Raw genomic sequence first — 20637 nt, 5'->3', positions numbered from 1 at the left:
TTCAGCCGTCCTTTCGGCCACGCAGGGATTTGATGACAATTGGCAACGTGGCCAGCACACACAAACCGATGATCGGGCCAATCACAAATGGTTCCCATAACAGCGATACATCAGGTGTTTCGCCCCGATCGAACACACCACCCAGCCCGACACCGATCCAAGTGTAGACGATACCGCCCGGGATAATGCCCAGCGCGGTGGTGATCAGGAAATTGCGGAACCTCACGCCAACCAGTGCAGGCACCAAGTTGGCCACAAAAAACGGCACAACGGGAACAAGACGCAATAGAAACAGCACCGAGATCTCATTCTCGCGTAACCCGTCTTTCAGTTTCTTGATCGTCCCTTCCGAGGACTCAAGCCGTTTGGTCAAGGATTCGCCCAACCCCCAGCGCGCCGCCAGAAAGATTGCAGAGGCTCCGATGGTTGCCGCAAACACGTTGAACACGGTTCCGGCGAACAAGCCAAAAAGAAACCCGCCGGTCATTGACGCCACTGCGGCACCCGGCAGCGAAAACGCGACGATGACAATGTAAATGCCAACGAAAGCTGCCGCCATCGCCCAGTAGTTGGCGTCACGCCAGGCCAATAGCGCCTCACGATTGTCGCGCAGGGTCTCAAAAGTCAGGTAGTCGCCCAGTGTGAAGAATCCCACCGCAGCGACGGCGAGAATCACCAGCAATGGAATATGCCGCGCCAATCCGTTGCGCGGCGCCTGAGTCGTTTCGCTCATGAGGCTGTCCGGTTTACTACGTTTCATTCTGACCCCAACATGCGCTGCTTGCGGCCCTCGCAACAGGGGGCTCACGCTGCCTTGATGTTTTTGGTAGGGAATGTGAGGGTTTGGGGCGATAATCCCGCTGTTTTGAAACCTTTTGCCCGACCCGATTACAGAATTGTTGCAAAAGCCGCGAAAACCCCCACCTAGGGGTTTGACTTACCACCCACTACCCAGTAGAGGACGGGCTTCGAACACCACGGGCAGGCGAATCCGCGCTGCACCCGACCGCATAGATTGGAGACGGAGCGATGAAACGCACCTATCAGCCTTCGAACCTGGTTCGCAAACGCCGCCACGGTTTCCGCGCGCGCATGGCCACTAAGGCCGGCCGCAAAATCCTGAACTCGCGCCGCGCACGCGGTCGCAAGTCGCTGAGCGCGTAAACCGCTCACCGATCAGGTTTTGAACATGACGCCGCCGGAGGCCCTCGTGGATGGTAAGAACCAGCCCGGGGAAACGCCCCCGGCGGCGTCCGTTTGCGCGCCTGAATCTTTGACCGTTCTCAGGAAACGATCTGAATTCCTTAAGGCAGCGCGTGCCCGCAGGCAGGGCACATCCTCGATGATGGTGCAGGCTCGCAAACGTACCCCGGATGAAGCAGCAGGAATTCGGGTTGGCTTTACCTGTTCCAAAAAGGTTGGCAATGCCGTAGCACGCAACCGCGCCAAACGCAGGTTGCGCGAGGCCGCCCGGGCTGTTCTGCCCGTCAATGGCAATGACGGGTGGGATTACGTCCTGATTGGTCGGGCCGAAACCACAGCCGCGCGACCCTATGAGGCACTTCTGGACGATCTGCGCTATGCGCTTCGCAAAGTACACAACTCGCGGAAATGACTCTCTTCTCTCATATCCTGGCTATGCCCGTCAGGGCCTATCGGCTTGTATTCAGCCCTTGGGTTGGCTTCAATTGCCGATACCAGCCCACCTGCTCGGCCTATGCGCTGGAAGCACTGGAAAAGCATGGGGCCATCAAGGGAAGCTGGCTGGCGGCACGGCGGATTGGCCGATGCCATCCCTGGGGCGGTGATGGGTATGACCCCGTACCCAACCACAAGGAAGACGACAGCTGATCCTTATGACCCTCCGTCAGCCTTGACCCATTCGGACATGCGCTGAACACTTGAACTCGTACTGCCCGAGGTTCAGATGACATCCGACGCCCGCCATTCCCTGCCGACACATGACGTATTGAATCAGCCGCCTGTGCGCGGGGATTCTAACCTCTGGTCTTCAGATCCCGTCCTGCGAAACGCCGTGCATTTCTCGGGCGGTCGCGAAGCGCCTCTGGCGGCATATGGAGATACCTTGGGACGTGTGAAAACCCGTGAGCTGGGGCGTGAGGCCAATCGGCACCTCCCCGAACTTCGATTGTTCGATCAGGGCGGTAGGCGCCTGGACGAAGTACGATTTCATCCCGCCTATCATGAGATGATGCAGATCAGCCAATCTGCCGGCTATGCCGCCTTGGCCTGGGACGGTCAGCCCGGCGGCCACACGACCCACGCCGCGATGATGTACCTGGCCAGCCAGGTTGAGCCCGGCCATTGCTGCCCATTGACCATGACCTACGCGGCAATCCCGGCTCTTGCTGCAAATGAACAGATCGCCTCCGAGTGGCGGCCTAAGCTCATGGCGCGCAGCTATGATCCGGCGACGAAACCGGTCGAACAAAAATCCAGCGCCACTCTGGGCATGGCAATGACCGAAAAACAGGGCGGCTCGGACGTGCGCGCCAATACCACCATCGCCACCCGGGACGGAGAGCACTGGCGTCTGCGCGGGCACAAGTGGTTCTGCTCCGCCCCCATGTCGGACGGTTTTCTGACGCTGGCACAAGCGCCCGGTGGGCTGACCTGTTTCCTCGTCCCCCGCTGGCTGGACGGTGAACGCAACGCCATTCATCTGATGCGTCTAAAAGACAAGCTGGGCAACAGATCCAACGCCTCGTCCGAAATCGAATATCACGATGCCTTAGCTCACCAATTGGGGGACGAAGGCGCGGGTGTTCGAACAATTATCGAGATGGTCCATCACACCCGGCTGGATACGGCCGTGGCCCCGGCAGGCCTGATGCGCGCAGCACTCATCGAGGCGCATCATTGGGTCACCCATCGCAGCGCTTTTCAGCGCCGGTTGATCGACCAACCTCTGATGCGCGCTGTTCTGGCGGATCTCGTGTTGGACTGGGAGGGCGCGTTGACGCTGGGGATGCGCGTCGCGCAGGCCTTCGACGGCCAGTCAACCGAAGACAAGGCCTTTGCCCGTATCGGTGTCGCCCTGGCCAAGTTCCTGAATAACAAGCGGTGCCCGGCCGTAGTGGTAGAGGCGATTGAGGTGCTGGGTGGCATGGGCTATGTCGAAGACACGCCCCTGCCCCTGCTGTATCGCGAAGCCCCGCTGAACGGTATTTGGGAGGGGTCGGGCAATGTGATCTGTCTCGACATTTTGCGCAGCCTGTCTCGCGAACCGCTAGCCGCTGAGGTCCTGCAGGCCGAACTGGATATAGCAACGGGTGTCGACCGCGGCTATGATGCCGCACTCAAGGCGCATCGTGATCGGTGGTCCGGGCTGCCGCCTGAGAGTGAAGCCCGTTGGTTTGCCGAACGAACTGCATTGCTGCTGACAGCAGCTCAGCTATTGCGTCGCGCACCCGCGGCCGTTGCAGACGGGTTCATCGCCACAAGGCTTTTGGGCAACAGCGGCCGCATCCCCGGATCCGTGTCCGGGTTGGACACGGACGCCTTGCTGGCGCGCCTGGGCTGACCCGGCCACTTGCCCGGTTGCCTCAACTGCTGTAGGGGCTGCGCATGTTTGACGAAGCTGACGATATCCACCCGCTCTTTGCTGGCGCGCCCTCGACCACCGAGTTCAAAAAGTTGCGCAAACGCATCGTGCGCCAGACCCGTGAGGCCATTGAGCAGTACGGGATGGTGAACGCTTCGGCGCATGACAAAGACGGCAAACCACCCCGCTGGCTGGTCTGTCTTTCGGGCGGCAAAGACAGCTATACCCTGTTGGCGGTTCTCTATGAGCTGAAATGGCGCGGTCTGCTGCCGGTTGATCTGTTGGCCTGCAACCTAGACCAAGGCCAGCCCGGGTTTCCGGCCACTGTCCTGCCTGAGTTTCTGGAACGCATGGGTGTTCCGCATCGGATTGAATATCAGGATACCTATTCCATCGTGAAGGACAAAGTTCCACAGGGCCGCACCTTTTGCGCCCTGTGTTCGCGCCTGCGCCGAGGCAACCTGTATCGCATTGCCCGGGAAGAGGGATGCTCGGCCGTCGTACTAGGCCACCACCGCGACGATATCCTCGAGACGTTCTTCATGAACCTGTTTCACGGCGGGCGACTGGCCACCATGCCGCCCAAGCTGGTGAACGAAGAAGGCGATTTGTTCGTCTTCCGCCCCCTCGCCCATGTGGCTGAGGCCGATTGCGAGAAATTCGCGACCTCGATGAACTATCCGATTATCCCCTGCGACCTCTGCGGCAGTCAGGATGGGTTGCAACGTCAGCAGGTCAAACAGATTTTGGATCAGTGGGAAAAGAACAGCCCCGGACGCCGTCAAGTGATGTTCCGGGCCCTGACAAATGCGCGTCCGTCGCATCTTTTGGACCCAAAATTGTTTGATTTTCAAAACCTTGCACTCAGTCCAAATGAAAATGACGAAAATTCGGACGAAATTCCTCAGCTCCGTTAACGAGTGACTCAGATTGGTTTCCTAGGGTCGACCTGAGCGTTTCAAACGCAAGGTAGAGGCCCGAAGATCCGATGTGGAAACATATCTCAGTCAGCAGAATTTTTGACTCTCTTGCCATGGTACTAAGCGGCCCGCCCGCCTTGGCCTTCGCGCCTGCGATCAGTCTGGCCGCGTATTGGATTGGTGGTGAGCGGGCATTGGTTGTCGTGGCACTTACCCTGCCGCTTGTGTTCGCCGCGGTATCGACCGCGCACAAGGCCAGCAATCAGGAAAAAGACGGTAACGGCCTCCTTCCTCTCGACAGGTTTGCGGCCCAGATGGAAACGCTGTTTGCGGAAAATCAGCGCACTGGCCACGAAGCCTCCTGTATGATTGTTGAATTGGACGGGTTTTCTGAATGTCTTGATCTGCACGGAAATGCGGCCGGGAACGTAATGGCTGACCAATTCCGCAGCCGGGTACTTTCGGTCATACGCTCACATGACATTGCCACTGGGCTGGACCAGGGCAAGATCGCAATCGGCCTGCACGCCGCGCAGAATCTGGATCTGGAGGCCTGCATTCAGATGTCGGGGCGCATTCAGGCCGCCGTCGATGAGCCAATCATGCTAAATGGCACCAGCGTTTACATGTCATGTTCAATCGGGTTTTGTCTGCAATCCACTTTGCCCGACATCACCTTTGCCGAGTGGATCGATGCCGCCAACGCGGCCTTGGCCGAAGCACAAAGGAACGGTCCTGCAACCATCCGCGCCTTTTCATCTGAAACGCAGCGGCGGGCACGCGTGCGTGCCAACCTGCGCAACGAGTTTATTGCGGCCTTGGATAGTGGCGAAATCCGCCCATGGTTTCAGCCGCAGATTTCCACCGACACCGGCCACGTTACCGGGTTCGAGGCGCTTGCCCGTTGGGAACACCCACAGAAAGGCGTGCTGGGACCGCCGGTTTTCCTGCCTTTTGCAGAACAAGCCGATCTGATGGAACGCTTGGGTCAGGTGATGCGCCATCACGCTTTCGCCGCCATGCGCCAGTGGAACCTTGCCGGTGTCGTTGTGCCCCGGATTGGCGTGAATTTCTCGTCAGAAGAGCTGCGCGACCCGGCGTTGATCGACCGTCTGAAATGGGAGCTGGATCAAAATGACCTGACGCCCGACAGATTGACCGTCGAGATTCTTGAAACAGTGTTTTCCAGGCGGCCCGATGACGTAATCACCCGCAACGTGATAAGCATGTCCAAGCTTGGCTGCTGCATTGACCTCGATGATTTCGGCACTGGCCACGCCTCCATTGCGTCGATCAAGCGCTTTGACGTTTCACGCATTAAAATCGATCGGTCCTTCGTGGCAAAGGCGGATCGGGACGCAAGCCAGCAACAGTTGGTCAGCGCGATTTTGACCATGGCGGAACGGCTGAATGTCGAAACACTGGCCGAGGGGGTCGAGACACAAGGCGAGCATGCCCTGATGGCGCAACTGGGCTGCGACCACGTGCAGGGGTTTGGAATTGGCAAGCCCATGCCGTTTGAAAAGACGTTGGACTGGATGGCCGCACATCAAAACAAACTCAACGGAATGCCAAAAATCGGGCGTCAGGCACGTCCTTAGGCGCGAATTAACGCCACAGAACCCCAATCGGTGATGAATTACAGGGCGATTCCGCTTGACCTTTGGGCCCGCACTCTGTTGAACCCAGCGGGTGTCTTTCACTGCTTAAGGTGGCTGTCCCCGATGGACGATCAGAACAAGAACCTCATCCTCGCAACCGCGCTCAGCTTTCTCGTGATCCTGGTTTGGTTCGTGCTGTTTCCACCGCCCGAGCCGACGACCGCACCGGAATCTGCCGAGATCAGCGCGACTGATGGTACAGAGGTTCAGACCCCAAGCGCTGCTGGCACCAATACAGTTGGTGAAGCAACCGCAGACGCCACCGAGATCGAGCCCGACGCCCAAGCACCTCGGGTCGAGATTGAAACACCGCGCCTGAAAGGCAGCCTGTCCCTGTCCGGCGGTCGTATCGATGAGCTGTTCCTGAAAGATTACAAAGTTTCGATCGAAGAAGGCGCGCCCATTGTCGAGCTGCTGTCGCCCGTTGGTTCGGAATCGGCTTACTATGCCTTGTACGGTTGGGCACCGGGCGCAGGCGTCGCCGGCGCTGACGTCCCCGGCCCTAATACGCTGTGGACCGTCGAAGACGGCGAAACCCTGGGGGTCGATACCCCGGTCACTCTGAAATGGGACAACAGCAAGGGCCTGACCTTCCGCCGCACTATTGAGGTTGACCAGGACTACATGTTCACCGTCACCCAGTCGGTTGAGAACAATACCCAGGCCGAGGTCGGCATGGCCCCATATGGCATCCTGGCCCGTCACGGCATTGGCGAAGACGGCGACCTGCCCGATCTGAAAAACTTCTTCATCCTACATGAAGGCGTTATGGTCATGGCTGACGGCGTTCTGGACGAGATCGACTATGGCGATGTGCGCGACTTTGACATTGACCCGAATGAGCGTGCGCAAGCCGAAGTCTTTCAGGTCAAGGAAGGTGGCTGGGTCGGCTTTACCGATCACTACTGGATGACCACTCTGATCCCTGCAGAGGGATCGGCATTCAAGGCTGCGGCTAAATATGACGCCCGCCGCAAGATTTATCAGACCGAAACGGTTCTGCCGACGCTGACTGTCGCGCCCGGCGCAACTGAAGAAGTCACCACCCAACTGTTCGCGGGTGCCAAAGAATGGGAAACCATCCGCGAGTATCAGGCTGACGGTGTACAGAAGTTCGTCGACAGCATCGACTGGGGCTGGTTCTACTTCCTGACCAAGCCAATTTTCTGGCTGCTGCACAACATCAATGCCCTGATCGGCAACATGGGTTGGTCGATCATTGGCCTGACGCTGATCATCAAGGCGATCCTATTCCCGCTGGCGTACAAATCCTACGTCTCGATGGCGAAGATGAAAGAGCTTCAGCCGCAGATGGAGGCCATGAAAGAAGCCGCAGGCGACGATCGCCAAAAGATGCAGCAGGGCATGATGGAGCTGTACAAGAAGGAAAAGGTAAACCCGGCTGCGGGCTGTTTGCCGATCCTTTTGCAGATCCCGATCTTCTTCTCACTGTACAAGGTGATCTTCGTCACCATCGAACTACGTCAGGCCCCTTGGTTTGGCCCGTTCCAGGACCTCAGCGCACCTGATCCGACCTCGATCATGAACCTGTTTGGATTGCTGCCCTTTGCCGGTCCGCAGCCCGAAACCTTCATGGCGCTGATCTTCATCGGTATCCTGCCGTTGCTATTGGGGATCTCGATGTGGTTGCAGCAAAAGCTGAACCCGGCGCCAACTGACCCGACTCAGGCGATGATCTTTGCCTGGATGCCTTGGGTGTTCATGTTCATGTTGGGCAGCTTTGCAAGCGGGCTGGTCGTTTACTGGATCGCGAACAACACGATCACGTTCACGCAGCAATACCTGATCATGCGCAGTCAGGGTTATAAGCCTGACGTGTTCGGCAACATCAAATCCGGCTTCAAGCGGACGCCCAAAACGGACGACAAATGAATGCTGAGGTAACCCATATCTGGCGGCATCCGATCAAAAGTCATGGTCGCGAGGCCCTCCAGACTGTTTCAGTGACCCCCGGGCAGACCATGCCCGGGGATCGCGTTTGGGCGGTCGCGCATGAGGCGTCGAAAGCGGACGGCTCTCAATGGGTGCCTTGCGCCAATTTCAGTCGCGGGGCGAAAGCACCGCAACTTATGGCTATCTCGGCCCGGCTAAACGGCGACACGATAACTCTGACACATCCGGATCGTCCGGATCTGACCTTTGATCCGGACCGGGAACAGCAGGCCTTTCTGGACTGGGTCCAGCCGTTGATGCCTGCGGATCGGTCGGCGTCAGCCCGGATCATCCGAGTGCCGGGTCGCGGCATGACCGACAGCGATTACCCTTCGATCAGCCTGTGCAATATGGCATCGCACCGCGCGGTCGGGCAAAAACTTGGCAGCGATCTGTCGATCCAGCGCTGGCGTGGCAACATCTGGTTCGATGGCCTGCCCTTGTGGGAAGAATTCGACTGGCTGGGTCGCGAGGTACAGATCGGTGAGGCCGTGTTCCATGTCAAAGAACGCATCCGACGATGTTTGGCGACAACGGCAAATCCGAAAACCGGCGTGCGCGATGCGGATATCCTGGGCACATTGAACAGTTGGGGCCATCAGGATTTCGGCGTTTACGCCGAGGTTGTCCGAGGTGGCGCAATTTCAGTTGGCGATAAGGTTCACGCGTTATGAGCACCCTACCCTTCCCACTGGTCGAAGACCCGGACAAGTTTGCGCTGGAACGCGGCCGCAAATTGTTTGCGGGACAATCCGAGTTTGTCAAAGGCGTGGTCGCGATGAACGGCCTGCCGACCCCTGACCGGCTTGAGGTCTGCTTTGCCGGACGTTCGAACGTAGGCAAGTCCAGCCTGATCAATGCGCTGACCGGCACCAAAGGTCTGGCACGCGCGTCCAACACTCCGGGCCGCACGCAAGAGATCAACTTTTTCACCCAAGGACCCGAGCTCTATCTGGTTGACCTGCCCGGGTATGGCTACGCCAACGCCCCGGTGAAGGTCGTTGAAAAATGGCAACGGCTGTTGAAACAGTATCTAAGCGGCCGCCAGACTTTGCGACGGGCCTTTGTCCTGATTGACTCGCGCCATGGGGTGAAGCCGGTCGATGCGGAGATCATGAAGCTGCTGGATTCCAGCGCTGTTACTTTTCAATGCGTGATGACCAAGGCGGACAAGGTCAAGGCCAATGACCGGCAGAAGGTGTTGGATCAGGTACGCGGCGCATTGTCCAAACACCCGGCGGCATATCCGGAAATCGTGCTGACGTCGTCCGAAAAGGGTGACGGTATTCCAACCCTTCGTTCGATCATCGCACATCTGGAATGATCCGGATCGGCCGCATTTTCCCAATCCTTACGTTGCTGGCAATTGTGCTGACCGGAACGATCCCGCAGGGCTGGATGCCCGCGATGGGCACTGATGGGAAAGTGCTGCTGGTGATCTGTACTGGCGATGGAACAGTCGAACAATGGGTTGACCTGAACCCCGGCGATCCTGTGCACGACGACACGGATTCGCGCGCAATGTGCCCATTCGCGGGCCTGACGGCGGATACACACCTGCCGTCAGTCGGCGAGATTATCCCTTTTACGGCGAAAATCCAGCCACGCTGGATCCATCGTGATTTCACCCATCGCAGTGCCGGGTTCTACGCCCGCTATGATGCGCGGGGGCCACCCTTCTTTTCCTGATTCACCTCAACACTTTTTAACCCGTGCGCGCGCTGCGCGGGGCAGTAATCGAATCCGGAGAACAAAAATGGCACTGGACAGCCAAAACCTGGGGGATACCCGGGCGCAGAACATTGCTGCGCAAAAATTCTATTTCGCCGCCTGGCGGTGGCACTTTTATGCCGGGATCTTCGTCATCCCGTTCCTGATCATTCTGGCAGTAACCGGACTAATGATGATGTTCATCACCCAGTTCGACGGTCGCGACGGCGAAAAAATCGCTTTGGACGTCCACGGGCAAGCGCTACCGGCCTCACAACAGGCCCTTATCGCGCTTGATGAGGTGCCCGGCACGGTCGTCGAATGGATCGGCCCAAAAGCCGATAATTTGGCCACTGTGTTTCGCATCAAAACCGACGAAGGTCAGCGTCTTGTCGCCGTCGATCCTTACGGCGGAGAGGTTCTGCAGGTCTGGGATCGCCGCGCCGGATGGTATGATCTGGCCGACAACATCCATTCGACCCTGCTGATTGGTACGACCGGAGACCGCATTATTGAAATCGCAGCGGGGCTGAGCCTGCTTTTGGTCTTTACCGGTCTTTACATGTGGTGGCCGCGTGGAAACACCTTGTCTGCCTTTGTCCCCAATCTGCGCGCACGCGGCCGCGCGTTGTGGCGGTCGCTGCACGCTGTGATTGGGTTCTGGATGTCCGGGCTGTTGGTGGTGTTCCTGATCTCGGGCCTCTCCTGGGCGGGCGTCTGGGGCGGCATGATCGTCCAACCCTGGAGCAGCTTTCCGGCCGAAAAATGGGACAATGTCCCCCTGTCCGATGACATCCACGCCAGCATGAACCACGGCCACCATAATGACGTCCCATGGGCGTTGGAACAAACGCCCATGCCCGCCTCTGGGTCCGAGGCCGGGACAGGCGGTGTCCCACAAAGCACACAGGTCGATATCGACGCGCTTGTGGCCCTTGGCACCGCTTTGGACATGACAGGCCGGTTCCGTGTGGCCTATCCCAGCGGCGAGGATGGTGTCTGGACCCTGAACCGCGACAGCATGAGCAGCGACTCGACCGATCCGGTGAACGACCGCACTGTCCACGTGGATCAATTTACCGGCAAGATTCTGGCGGATGTCCGGTATGAGGATTACTCGTTGATGGGAAAATCCATGGCTATTGGGATCCCGTTTCACATGGGTCTGATGGGCATGTGGAACTTTGTCCTGAACCTGGTGTTCTGCCTGTCGGTCATCTTTGTCTGCGTCTCAGGCGTTGTAATGTGGATAAAACGCCGGCCTCAGCGGGCCGGACGTCTGGCTGCACCGCCAATGCCAGCGGAACTGCCATTGTGGAAAGGGACCGTCCTGATCGGCTTGTTCACCGCGATGGCGTTCCCGCTGGTGGGCCTGACCTTGCTGGCTGTGCTGGCCGTCGATCTGCTGCTGATCAGCAACATCCCGGCGATGAAACGCGCGATAAGCTGACACACAGACAGCCGCATCCGGGCAACCGGCGCGGCCCTATGCGCGATCCGGTCTTGGCAGAACTGCGCAAAGGCCCTAACACGGGTTCCCAGAGGGACTGCAGCCATGAAGACAAGAGACATGAACCGGGACTGGATCGCCACCGCCGCAACGCTGAACAGCGCACTGCCATACCTGCAACGCTACGACGGCGCTATTGTCGTCATTAAACTTGGCGGCCACGCCATGGGCAGTGACGAAGCCATGGAAAGCTTCGCACGCGATGTCGTCCTGATGCGTCAGGTCGGGGTGAACCCGGTTATCGTGCACGGCGGCGGTCCAATGATCAACGCGATGCTGGATAAGCTGGATATCCAGTCCGAATTCGTGAACGGCAAGCGTGTCACCGACAAAGCAACCGTTGAAGTGGTTGAGATGGTGCTGTCCGGCCTCGTGAACAAGCGCATCGTGCAGGCGATCAATGGCCAGGGCGGCTCGGCCGTGGGCCTGTCGGGCAAGGATGCGCAGTTGATGACTTGTGATCAGACCGATGAATCCCTGGGTTTTGTCGGAAGCCCGGCAGAGATGAACCCGAAAATCCTGCATGACCTGTTTGCCCATGATGTAATTCCTGTCATCGCCCCGCTGGGTGCGGGCCGGAACGGGGAAACCTTCAACGTCAATGGGGATACTGCCGCTGGTGCTATTGCATCCGCGCTAAAGGCCGATCGACTGCTACTGTTGACCGATGTCTCGGGTGTTAAGAATGCCGCCGGGGACGTCGTGACCGAACTGAAGGCGGGTCAAATCCGAGAGATGACGCTGGACGGCACCATTGCGGGCGGCATGATACCCAAGACCGAGACGGCTCTGGACGCGCTGCACAGCGGGGTCCGTGCCGTGGTTATCCTTGACGGACGCGCGCCCAATGCCGTCTTGCTTGAACTTTATACAGAACACGGTGCCGGATCGCTGATCCGACCGGACTGAGCCTTTGGCGGAGGAGACATGACCAAACGCCATCCCCCCTCCTCTGACCCGGCAGCGCATAGCTATGCTGATATCGAAAAGGCTGCACAGGACGTTAGCCTGATCATCATGGGCGCGCTGCACCCTCGCGTTACAGACGCCAAGCAGTTGGAAGGCGGCACGCTGATCCTGTTAGGCGCAGGAGCTGCGTTCTGGCCCACCCTGAAATCCTCGCCTGAATGGCAAGGTGATGACCCGGTTGACCGTTGGTCGCTGCGTGTGGTGGGGCAAATGGCGCAGGACTTATCCGCCACCGCCTATTTTCCATTTGGCGGTCCGCCCTATACGCCCTTTATCGACTGGGCATTGAAATCGGGACGCACGTTCAGCAGCCCGGTGGGCGCTTTGGTGCACGATGAGGTCGGCATGATGATCTCATTCCGGGGCGCGCTGCATTTCAGCAGTGAGTTTCCCATACCCGCACCACCTGGCTCGTCCCCCTGCACCACCTGCGCCGCCCCCTGCGCCCAGACATGTCCCGTGGGCGCTTTGAACAGTCGGGACTTTTATGATGTGTCGACCTGCCATGGACACCTGTCCACTCCTGAAGGGCAAACCTGCATGACCGGCGGTTGTCTTGTGCGGCTATCCTGTCCTCTCAGCTCGGGTGCCGCGCGTGATCCCGAACAATCCGCGCATCACATGAGTGCCTTTCACCCATCATGACACGCACACTGATCCTGACACGCCACGCGAAATCCAGTTGGGACAGCCCGGCCCTTGAAGATCATGATCGCCCGCTGAACAAGCGCGGGCGCAGGTCGGCCCCGGCGATTGCGACGTGGCTGCGTGAAAACGACTGGTTGCCGGATGAAGTTCTCAGCTCAAGCTCGGCCAGAACCCGCGAGACGTGGGAAAGGATGGGCCTGAAGGCAGATAGCGTTTGCTTTCACCGAACGCTTTACCATGCGGACCCCGCAGATATGCTGCTTGAATTATCGGACGCGACGAAACAGACCGTTTTGATGCTGGGCCACAATCCCGGCATTGCCGGTTTTGCGAACCAAATCGTTAAGCACCCGCCGGATCACGCCCGGTTCTACGACTACCCGACCTGTGCAACGACTGTGATCCGCTTTGACATCGGGGATTGGTCCGACGTCCGGTGGCACAGCGGCGATGTGCAGGGGTTTGTTATTCCACGCGAGTTGCTGGAATAGAAAAAGGCGAGGCCAAAGCCCCGCCTTTTCCTGAATTGGTAACCGGGTTCAGTGCCCAAGAATCTGGCTGAGGAACAGCTTGGTCCGCTCGCTCTGCGGGTTGTTGAAGAACTCTTCCGGTTCGTTCTGTTCCACGATCTGACCGGCATCCATAAAGATCACGCGGTTGGCGACCTGACGAGCAAAGCCCATCTCGTGCGTGACGCACAGCATGGTCATGCCTTCCTCGGCCAGCTCGATCATGGTGTCGAGCACCTCTTTGATCATCTCGGGGTCCAGCGCCGATGTCGGTTCATCGAACAACATGATACGCGGCATCATGCACAGCGAGCGGGCAATCGCCACACGCTGCTGCTGACCACCTGAAAGCTGACCGGGATACTTATCCGCCTGCTCGGGGATTTTCACCTTTTCCAGGAAGTGCATCGCGCGCTCTTCGGCCTCTTTCTTGGGCGTCTTGCGCACCCAGATCGGGGCCAGCGTGCAGTTCTCCAGAATGGTCAGATGCGGGAACAGGTTAAAGTGCTGGAACACCATGCCAACCTCGGACCGGATCTTGTCGATGTTCTTGAGGTCATTCGACAGCTCGGTCCCATCCACCATGATCGTGCCCTGCTGGTGTTCCTCCAGCGCGTTCAAGCAACGGATCAGTGTGGACTTTCCGGAACCGGAAGGCCCCGCGATCACGATCCGCTCGCCCTGATTGACGGTCAGATTGATGTCGCGCAGCACGTGGAAAGATCCGTACCACTTGTTCATATTGTTGATTTCGATGGCGACCTCATCGCTCACCTGCATCTTCGAGCGATCGATTTGACGATCAATTGCAAGTTCAGACATATGTTGAACTCCTTAATGGTGGCCAGTCTGAAGCTTGCGCTCCAGATACATGGAATAACGGGACATAGAGAAGCAGACGACGAAGAACAGCGCCGCGATGAACGCGAACAGTTCCCAGTAGATGCCGTTCCAGGCGGTGTCGGCGCGGATGGCAGATGCCAGTCCGATCACGTCGAACAATCCGATGATCGACACCAGTGTCGTATCCTTGAAGATCCCGATGAATGTGCTCACGATGCCCGGAATTGAGATTTTCAGGGCTTGCGGCATGATGATCAGTCGCTGTGCTTGCCAGTAGTTCAGGCCGAGACTGTCGGCACCTTCATACTGACCCCGTGGCAGGGCAGCCAGACCACCCCGGATCACCTCGGCCATATAGGCAGCCGAGAACAGGGTCATCATGATCATCACCCGCAGGATGATGTCAAAGTTGGTGCCCGGCGGCAGGAACAGGTTCAGCAGCAGCGAGGCCACGAACAACAGCGTGATCAGCGGCACACCGCGGATGAACTCGATAAAGCCCACGCACAGGTACTTGACGATCATCAGGTCGGACTGACGGCCTAGCGCCAGTACAATTCCGATCGGCAACGAGACACCAATGGCCACGACACCCAGCAAGATCGCCAGCATGAAGCCACCGAACTGACGGCTTTGTACGGCTTCGATACCGATTGGCAGGATCGAGTCCAGCGCACCGACGAAATAGCTGGACAGAAACAGCCACCAGATAACCGACGCTGCGACACCCGCTATCATGCCAAACAGACCGCTCAGTTGTTTGCTAACAAGGGTGTAGACACCCCAACCGACAACAAACCCCAACGCTGCCGCGATCGGTCCCCAAATGGTGCCGCCCCACATCAGGAAAGGCATCAAGAATGGATAGATCGCAGTGACGATCAGCATCTTGGACGGCACACGATCCGAGTACAGGACCGGCGCCAATGCGACCAACAGCAGGATCAGCGATACAATCGGACGCCAGTACAGGTGGCTCGGGTAGAACCCGAACAGCAACTGCAACCAGCGGTCATTGATCACCGCCCAGCAGGCATGGCCATGGGTTGAACCCCAGGTGGCAATCATGATCTCGCGGCATTCGTTCAGCGAGTTGGCGTTCCAGACAGACTGAAAGATCCAAGGCAGAACGCCCGACAACACGTACCAGATCGCGTAAAGCGAAACCAACGTCAGGATCGAGTTAAACCAGCCTGAGAAGAGATTGTGCCTGATCCACCCTATTGCTCCGACTTCGGACGCTGGCGGGGCTTGTTCCGGCAACATTTCCGTGCGGACAAATGAAACATCACTCATATTACCGCTCCACCAGTTTGACACGGTTGTTGTACCAGTTCATCACCGCCGAAATACTCAGCGAGATGGCCAGATAGACCAGCATCAGCAGCAGAACGCATTCCAGCTCGCGGCCGGTCTGGTTCATGGTGATGCCACCCAGAGTCCCCGTGATGTCCATGTATCCGACCGCAATCGCCAGCGACGAGTTCTTGGTCAGGTTCAGATAGTTCGAGATCATCGGCGGGATGATCACCCGCAGCGCCTGAGGCAGGATAACCAGCCGCATGGTGCGACCCGGACGCAAGCCCAGCGCAGACGCAGCTTCGGTCTGACCCTTGGAAATAGCCAGAATGCCGGCGCGTACGATCTCGGCAATGAAGGCCGCCGTATATAGCGACAAAGCCAGCCATAGCGCGATCAGAGAGTTGCGCATATGCGTGCCGCCTTTGAAATTGAATCCTTTCAATTCCGGGTATCCAAGGTGTAAGCCCAGTGCAGTCATCAGGATGATCATCGGGACGAACAGAATGCCCAGCTGGATATGCCAGATCTTAGGACGATCGCCGGTTGATTCCTGTGTGGCGGCGGCCCAGGCGGACACTTTGCGCATGGTAAAGATGCTGCCACCCAGAACGACCAGAAACGCGACAAGATCCAGCGAAATATCAAACCGAAGGCTTGATGTTCCGAACAAGTGGATATCGCCCAAACTACGCGAGAACAGGAACTCCGGGATATACACACCCCGATTGGTAACGGCGACGGTGTTGAACAGATCCATCGTTGCCGTGGGGTTATCACCTCGGAACGCATTAGGTGCGGGCAAGCCTTCGATCAAAATGGCCATGGCCAGAACGATCCACAGCAGGACAGGCACGTTACGGAAAATCTCGACATAGAAGGTCATGATACGCGCGACCAACCAGTTGTTCGACAGACGCAGCACGCCGACAAAAACGCCGACTATCGTCGCCGTGATACACCCGAGAACCGCAACAACCAGCGTGTTCAGCAAACCGATGAAGGCGGCGCGAAGATGGCTGTCCTGTGAGGTGTATTCCAGCAATCGCTGGTTAATGTCATAACTTGCGGATTCTGCAAAAAAACCGAATTCGACCGGTTTTCCCAACCCTTCAAGGTTTTGAATGGTATTTGAGATGATCCAGGCTGCCAGAAGCATGAAACCAATCAATGCAATGACCTGAATGGTCGCTGATCGGTACCGCGTATCGTAAAGGAGCATGGACAGCCGGAACTGCTCCTTCGGCGGGTCAGTGAGAGTCGTCATGACCTATGTATTTCCCCGTGCATCCCGTTTTTTGCCGGCGAAGTTGATCTTCGCTCAATCCATCCGGGAGTGTTTCTTATTTATGGAAAAAGGGCGCAGGTTGCCCCGCGCCCTTTCCCGTGGATTTTAGCGGAACGGCGGCGAATACAGCAGACCACCATCGGTCCACTGGGCATTCAGGCCGCGCGCAAGACCAATCGGAGTTTCTTCACCGATGTTCTTGGCAAACACTTCGCCGTAGTTACCACCCGCTTTGATGGCGTTTGCTGCCCAATCTGCGTTCAGACCCAGCATCTCGCCCAGAGTACCTTCGGTACCCAGCAGACGGTTTACTTCCGGGTTGTCGGTGCCAGCGCTCAGCTCGTCGATGTTTGCCGAGGTCACGCCCAGCTCTTCAGCCGAAACCAGTGCGTTCAGAGTCCAGCGGACAACGTCGCCCCACTCGTGATCGCCATGACGGACCAGCGGGCCCAGCGGCTCTTTCGAGATGATTTCAGGCAGCAGGACGTGATCACCGGGGTTTTCAAACGTGGCGCGGGTTGCAGCCAGGCCCGATGCGTCGGTGGTGTAAACGTCACATGCGCCAGCCAGATACTGCTGTTGCGCTTCGGCGTTGGTTTCGATCGGAACCGGCTCGTAGCTGATGTTGTTGGCACGGAAGAAATCGGCCAGGTTCAGCTCGGTGGTGGTGCCGGTTTGGATGCAGACGGTCGCGCCGTCCAGTTCTTTGGCCGAGCTTACGCCCAGTGCTTTTGGAACCATGAAGCCCTGGCCGTCATAGTAGTTGACGCCAGCAAATTCGAACTTCAGGTCGACATCGCGGCTGAAGGTCCATGTGGTGTTACGTGCAAGCATGTCGATCTCACCCGAAGCCAGCGCAGTAAAGCGCGTCTTACCAGTGGTCGGCACAAACTCGACAGCGCTGGAATCGCCCAGAACGGCCGCAGCGACGGCACGGCAGACTGCGACGTCAAAACCTTGCCATTCGCCATTCGCGTCAGGCAGCGAAAAGCCGGCCAGTCCGGAGGACACGCCACAGTTCAGCTTGCCGCGCGCTTTGACGTCGTCAACAGTGCCCGCTGTCGCTGCCGCAGCAGCCAGACCGGCAACTGTGGCCACGCCCAAAATTACGGATTTTTTCATTTTTACCTCTTCCTGTTTACCCGCCCCTATTCCGGGACGGCTCTGTCCGGCACCTCTGGCACCAGAAAGGTTACTCCAAAGGTGTCTCCCCTTTAGTGGGCATGAGTTTGCTCGCATTCATAAACAAACGTCAAGGGTCGGATCAGGGAAAACGATGAGTCAATTCAGCGATGACCGGATCTGTGTCAAAAATTAATGCCCAATAGGCTCAGATAGAGATTTCAATGAACCGTTTAGCGTGTAGAAACGCAGCTTTTTTGATCTCGGCAACCGCGTGCGCCTCGTCATCGTGGCCCCATTGTTCGGATTGCCAGGCCTCGTCGAGCCTTGAGATGTCCCAGATTTCGTCCGCCGCGCGCCAGTCCATGGCGGCGGCAAATCCCAGTACCAGTGAGCCGGACAGGCTGACCAGATCGTGAAAGGCGGCGAGCTGGAAGTCGTTGAATTCGTGTACGCGGCCTCTAAGTGTGCTGAGCGCTTCTGCAGACTGTGGCTGATGCAGCACACCAACCACAGGAACCAATCGCGCGGCTAGGGTTTCAGCTGCCCAATCCAGGGCCGGGTCCCACTGATCTGCCTGTCGCTGCTGCAACGTTTGCGGGTGTGTCGCCCGGTAACACAACAAATCCGAATCGCCGTAATCGGCCAGCATGTTCGCAACCTCGGCGTGCTGATGACGCACTTTGTCGATGGCCGCATTTGCAGACCGGGTAAACGGCATCAGGGTCGGATCGACCTCTTTTTCCTGCGCATCCCATTCTGCAGCAACCGCGTCGGCCATTGCCTGCGTCGGCAGGATCAATGCGGCCTTGGCCGGTGTCTTGACCCGGCGACCGTCCAGTTCGACGGTGTATCCGTCTTCCGCTTGGGCAACCGTGCTTGCGGTCCAAAATCGCTTGGGTTTCCAGTCGCTCATGTCTTCAGGTCCAGATATTATCCAGCGCACGGGGCAACTGGTCGAAAGTTTCAATTATGCAGGCCGCGCCGTTCAGGGCTGATCGGTCATGATATCCCCAGGATACGCCGATCCCTGTTACTCCGGCAGCCCGCGCCATATCCATGTCGAACCGGGTATCGCCAATCATCACCGTATCTTCCGCATCAACGCCGGTTTCAGAACGGGCCGCGTCGATCATCGACGGATGCGGTTTCGAGGGGTGATGGTCCGCAACCTGCCGAGTCACGAAATAGCGCTCCAGATCATGTGCTTCGATCAAGGCATCCAGGCCGCGTTGGGATTTTCCGGTGGCCACACCCAGCAGCACCTCGGGGATGGCATGCAGGGTTTCGATTACGTCCCTCGCACGGGGATAGAGCGGTGAGCTTGCGGCCCCCTGCTCCAGACGGTTTGCGTGATAGGCCTGTTTGTAGCCCTCAACCAGATTGTGTTGAACCGTTTCGCTCTGCTCGGGCGCCAGTTGGGCCATGGCATTGGGCAAGGACAGACCGACGATGGACAAAATCGCCGTGCGGTCGGGGACCGTCAGTGACAGGGCCCCAAAACTGGCGGTCATCGCCGCAACAATGCTGCTCTGGCTGTCGACAAGGGTTCCGTCCACATCGAAAAGCACCAAACGCAAGGGTGCGCTCATTGCAGTTCCCCGAACGGGTCTTCTGCGGCCAGATCCTCGGTCCAGCCGAACGTGTCCCAGCTGTGTTTCATATGCTCAGGCAACGGAGCTTTAATGGTTATGGTCTTGCGCGTGACCGGATGTTGGAAAGAGGCCTGCCGCGCGTGCAGGTGCAGCTTCTTGCTGATGACCCCGCCCAGTTGCGCGCCCCAACCGTCGCCCAGATTTTCCTGCCCCGAGCCACCGTATTTGCCATCGCCAACGATTGGGTGACCGATTGCCGCCATGTGTACCCGCAGCTGGTGCGTACGGCCGGTGATCGGCTCCATCGCCACCCACGAGGCGCGCCCTGCCACGCGATACAGCGTTGCATACAGCGTATGCGCCCGTTTCGCGCCCGGCGTGTCGTTGATTTCGTTCAGATGCACGGCGATCATCTTCTCGCCCTCGCCCTGTTTACCGTGACCGGATGCCTTGACCAGTCCGGTCTTGATCTCGCCCAGATACGGGGTCGGCACGCCAGCAACCAGCGCCCAATAGATCTTGCGTGTATCGCGATGCCGGAAGGCAGCTGTCAGCCCCTTGGCGGCCTCGCGGGTGCGGGCCATCAGCAATACACCCGATGTGTCCTTGTCCAAGCGGTGCACGAGGCGCGGATTTTCGTCATAGCCAAAGCGCAACGCCTCGGACAGACCGTCAACGTGGCGGGTCTGGCCGCTGCCGCCCTGCACTGGAAGACCTTGTGGCTTGTTCAGGGCCAGAACATGATCGTCGCGATAGATCACGCAAGACTGGATCATCTTGGCGTCGGCATCCGAGATGCCTCGTTTGACTGCAACCGGCTTGTGATCAGCATCCGGCAAGGGTGGCACGCGCACGACCTGCCCGACACCAAGCCGGGTGGAGGCTTTGACCCGCCCGCCTTCCACGCGCACCTCACCTTTGCGGCACATCTTTTCGATGCGGCCCTGGCTGACATGCGGGAACAGGCGGCGCAGCCACCGATCCAGCCGCTGGTCGCCATCCCCCTCTGCCACGGTGATCAATTGTACGCCACTCATACCGATAT

General features: G+C 58.3%; 22 protein-coding genes. 14 read left to right on the top strand and 8 right to left on the bottom strand.

The genetic code is table 11. The features are described from left to right. Position 1: 1 nt before the first annotated feature. Complete coding sequence (locus tag AC2FJF_RS10565; RefSeq protein ID WP_496725300.1) at positions 2-733, bottom strand: TVP38/TMEM64 family protein; 732 nt, start codon at positions 731-733, stop codon at positions 2-4. Positions 734-1029: 296 nt separating this feature from the next. Here AC2FJF_RS10565 and rpmH point away from each other — a divergent pair, with 296 nt between their 5' ends. The 14 genes from rpmH (at position 1030) to AC2FJF_RS10495 (ending at position 13427) form a co-directional block, all read left to right on the top strand. Then, positions 1030-1164, top strand: coding sequence for a 50S ribosomal protein L34 (gene rpmH, locus AC2FJF_RS10560; RefSeq protein ID WP_005632162.1), 135 nt, complete (start codon positions 1030-1032; stop codon positions 1162-1164). 25 nt (positions 1165-1189) lie between these two features. Further along, entirely contained in the window at positions 1190-1615 is a 426-nt protein-coding gene (rnpA, locus tag AC2FJF_RS10555; RefSeq protein WP_496725298.1) for a ribonuclease P protein component, read from the top strand. After that, positions 1612-1851 carry a membrane protein insertion efficiency factor YidD gene (gene yidD / locus AC2FJF_RS10550; protein WP_058272404.1) on the top strand — a complete coding sequence of 80 codons (240 nt, stop codon included), beginning with the start codon at positions 1612-1614 and terminating at the stop codon, positions 1849-1851. The genes rnpA and yidD overlap by 4 nt, the downstream gene beginning before the upstream one ends. A gap of 76 nt (positions 1852-1927) precedes the next feature. After that, positions 1928-3544, top strand: coding sequence for an acyl-CoA dehydrogenase family protein (locus AC2FJF_RS10545; RefSeq protein ID WP_496725296.1), 1617 nt, complete (start codon positions 1928-1930; stop codon positions 3542-3544). Between the two features lie 44 nt (positions 3545-3588). Next, positions 3589-4482 (top strand): tRNA 2-thiocytidine(32) synthetase TtcA, encoded by an 894-nt coding sequence (gene ttcA / locus AC2FJF_RS10540; RefSeq protein WP_496725294.1) that lies wholly within the window; start codon positions 3589-3591, stop codon positions 4480-4482. A gap of 116 nt (positions 4483-4598) precedes the next feature. Next, on the top strand, positions 4599-6086 hold the full coding sequence (locus AC2FJF_RS10535; RefSeq protein WP_496725292.1) for a putative bifunctional diguanylate cyclase/phosphodiesterase: 1488 nt from the start codon (positions 4599-4601) through the stop codon (positions 6084-6086). Positions 6087-6209: 123 nt separating this feature from the next. After that, the gene (gene yidC, locus AC2FJF_RS10530) at positions 6210-8039 is read left to right on the top strand and encodes a membrane protein insertase YidC (RefSeq protein ID WP_496725290.1); all 1830 of its coding nucleotides are present in this window, start codon (positions 6210-6212) and stop codon (positions 8037-8039) included. Beyond that, positions 8036-8773 (top strand): MOSC domain-containing protein, encoded by a 738-nt coding sequence (locus AC2FJF_RS10525; RefSeq protein WP_496725288.1) that lies wholly within the window; start codon positions 8036-8038, stop codon positions 8771-8773. Before yidC ends, AC2FJF_RS10525 begins: the two co-directional genes overlap by 4 nt. Continuing rightward, complete coding sequence (gene yihA, locus AC2FJF_RS10520; protein ID WP_058276193.1) at positions 8770-9423, top strand: ribosome biogenesis GTP-binding protein YihA/YsxC; 654 nt, start codon at positions 8770-8772, stop codon at positions 9421-9423. Before AC2FJF_RS10525 ends, yihA begins: the two co-directional genes overlap by 4 nt. Beyond that, entirely contained in the window at positions 9420-9788 is a 369-nt protein-coding gene (locus AC2FJF_RS10515) for a DUF2946 domain-containing protein (RefSeq protein WP_496725285.1), read from the top strand. Before yihA ends, AC2FJF_RS10515 begins: the two co-directional genes overlap by 4 nt. A 67-nt stretch (positions 9789-9855) precedes the next feature. After that, on the top strand, positions 9856-11259 hold the full coding sequence (locus AC2FJF_RS10510) for a PepSY-associated TM helix domain-containing protein (RefSeq protein ID WP_496725284.1): 1404 nt from the start codon (positions 9856-9858) through the stop codon (positions 11257-11259). Positions 11260-11364: 105 nt separating this feature from the next. Further along, complete coding sequence (gene argB, locus AC2FJF_RS10505; RefSeq protein ID WP_496725282.1) at positions 11365-12228, top strand: acetylglutamate kinase; 864 nt, start codon at positions 11365-11367, stop codon at positions 12226-12228. Between the two features lie 18 nt (positions 12229-12246). Continuing rightward, on the top strand, positions 12247-12933 hold the full coding sequence (locus tag AC2FJF_RS10500) for a ferredoxin (protein ID WP_496725280.1): 687 nt from the start codon (positions 12247-12249) through the stop codon (positions 12931-12933). Then, complete coding sequence (locus AC2FJF_RS10495) at positions 12930-13427, top strand: SixA phosphatase family protein (RefSeq protein ID WP_496725278.1); 498 nt, start codon at positions 12930-12932, stop codon at positions 13425-13427. Before AC2FJF_RS10500 ends, AC2FJF_RS10495 begins: the two co-directional genes overlap by 4 nt. A gap of 48 nt (positions 13428-13475) precedes the next feature. Here the strand turns inward: AC2FJF_RS10495 and AC2FJF_RS10490 are convergent, their stop codons facing one another. The 7 genes from AC2FJF_RS10490 to AC2FJF_RS10460 form a co-directional block, all read right to left on the bottom strand. Beyond that, positions 13476-14267 carry an amino acid ABC transporter ATP-binding protein gene (locus AC2FJF_RS10490; protein WP_058272392.1) on the bottom strand — a complete coding sequence of 264 codons (792 nt, stop codon included), beginning with the start codon at positions 14265-14267 and terminating at the stop codon, positions 13476-13478. Positions 14268-14279: 12 nt separating this feature from the next. Beyond that, positions 14280-15584: an amino acid ABC transporter permease gene (locus tag AC2FJF_RS10485; protein ID WP_496725276.1), complete on the bottom strand. Its 1305-nt coding sequence runs from the start codon at positions 15582-15584 to the stop codon at positions 14280-14282. A gap of 1 nt (position 15585) precedes the next feature. Beyond that, positions 15586-16854: an amino acid ABC transporter permease gene (locus AC2FJF_RS10480; protein ID WP_282153885.1), complete on the bottom strand. Its 1269-nt coding sequence runs from the start codon at positions 16852-16854 to the stop codon at positions 15586-15588. Between the two features lie 126 nt (positions 16855-16980). Beyond that, positions 16981-17997 carry an amino acid ABC transporter substrate-binding protein gene (locus tag AC2FJF_RS10475; RefSeq protein ID WP_282153884.1) on the bottom strand — a complete coding sequence of 339 codons (1017 nt, stop codon included), beginning with the start codon at positions 17995-17997 and terminating at the stop codon, positions 16981-16983. Positions 17998-18205: 208 nt separating this feature from the next. After that, positions 18206-18913, bottom strand: a complete 708-nt coding sequence (locus AC2FJF_RS10470) for an ATP12 family chaperone protein (protein WP_496725273.1) — start codon at positions 18911-18913, stop codon at positions 18206-18208. Positions 18914-18917: 4 nt separating this feature from the next. Next, a complete protein-coding gene (locus AC2FJF_RS10465) occupies positions 18918-19589 on the bottom strand; it encodes an HAD-IA family hydrolase (protein ID WP_496725271.1) in 672 nt (223 codons plus the stop codon). Then, positions 19586-20629, bottom strand: coding sequence for an RluA family pseudouridine synthase (locus AC2FJF_RS10460; protein ID WP_496725269.1), 1044 nt, complete (start codon positions 20627-20629; stop codon positions 19586-19588). Before AC2FJF_RS10460 ends, AC2FJF_RS10465 begins: the two co-directional genes overlap by 4 nt. Positions 20630-20637: the final 8 nt, after the last annotated feature.

The sequence above is a fragment of the Ruegeria sp. CDSB013 genome (assembly GCF_059611165.1).
Note: the sequence above shows the minus strand (reverse complement) of the source record. Positions and strands in the feature narration are given on the sequence as shown.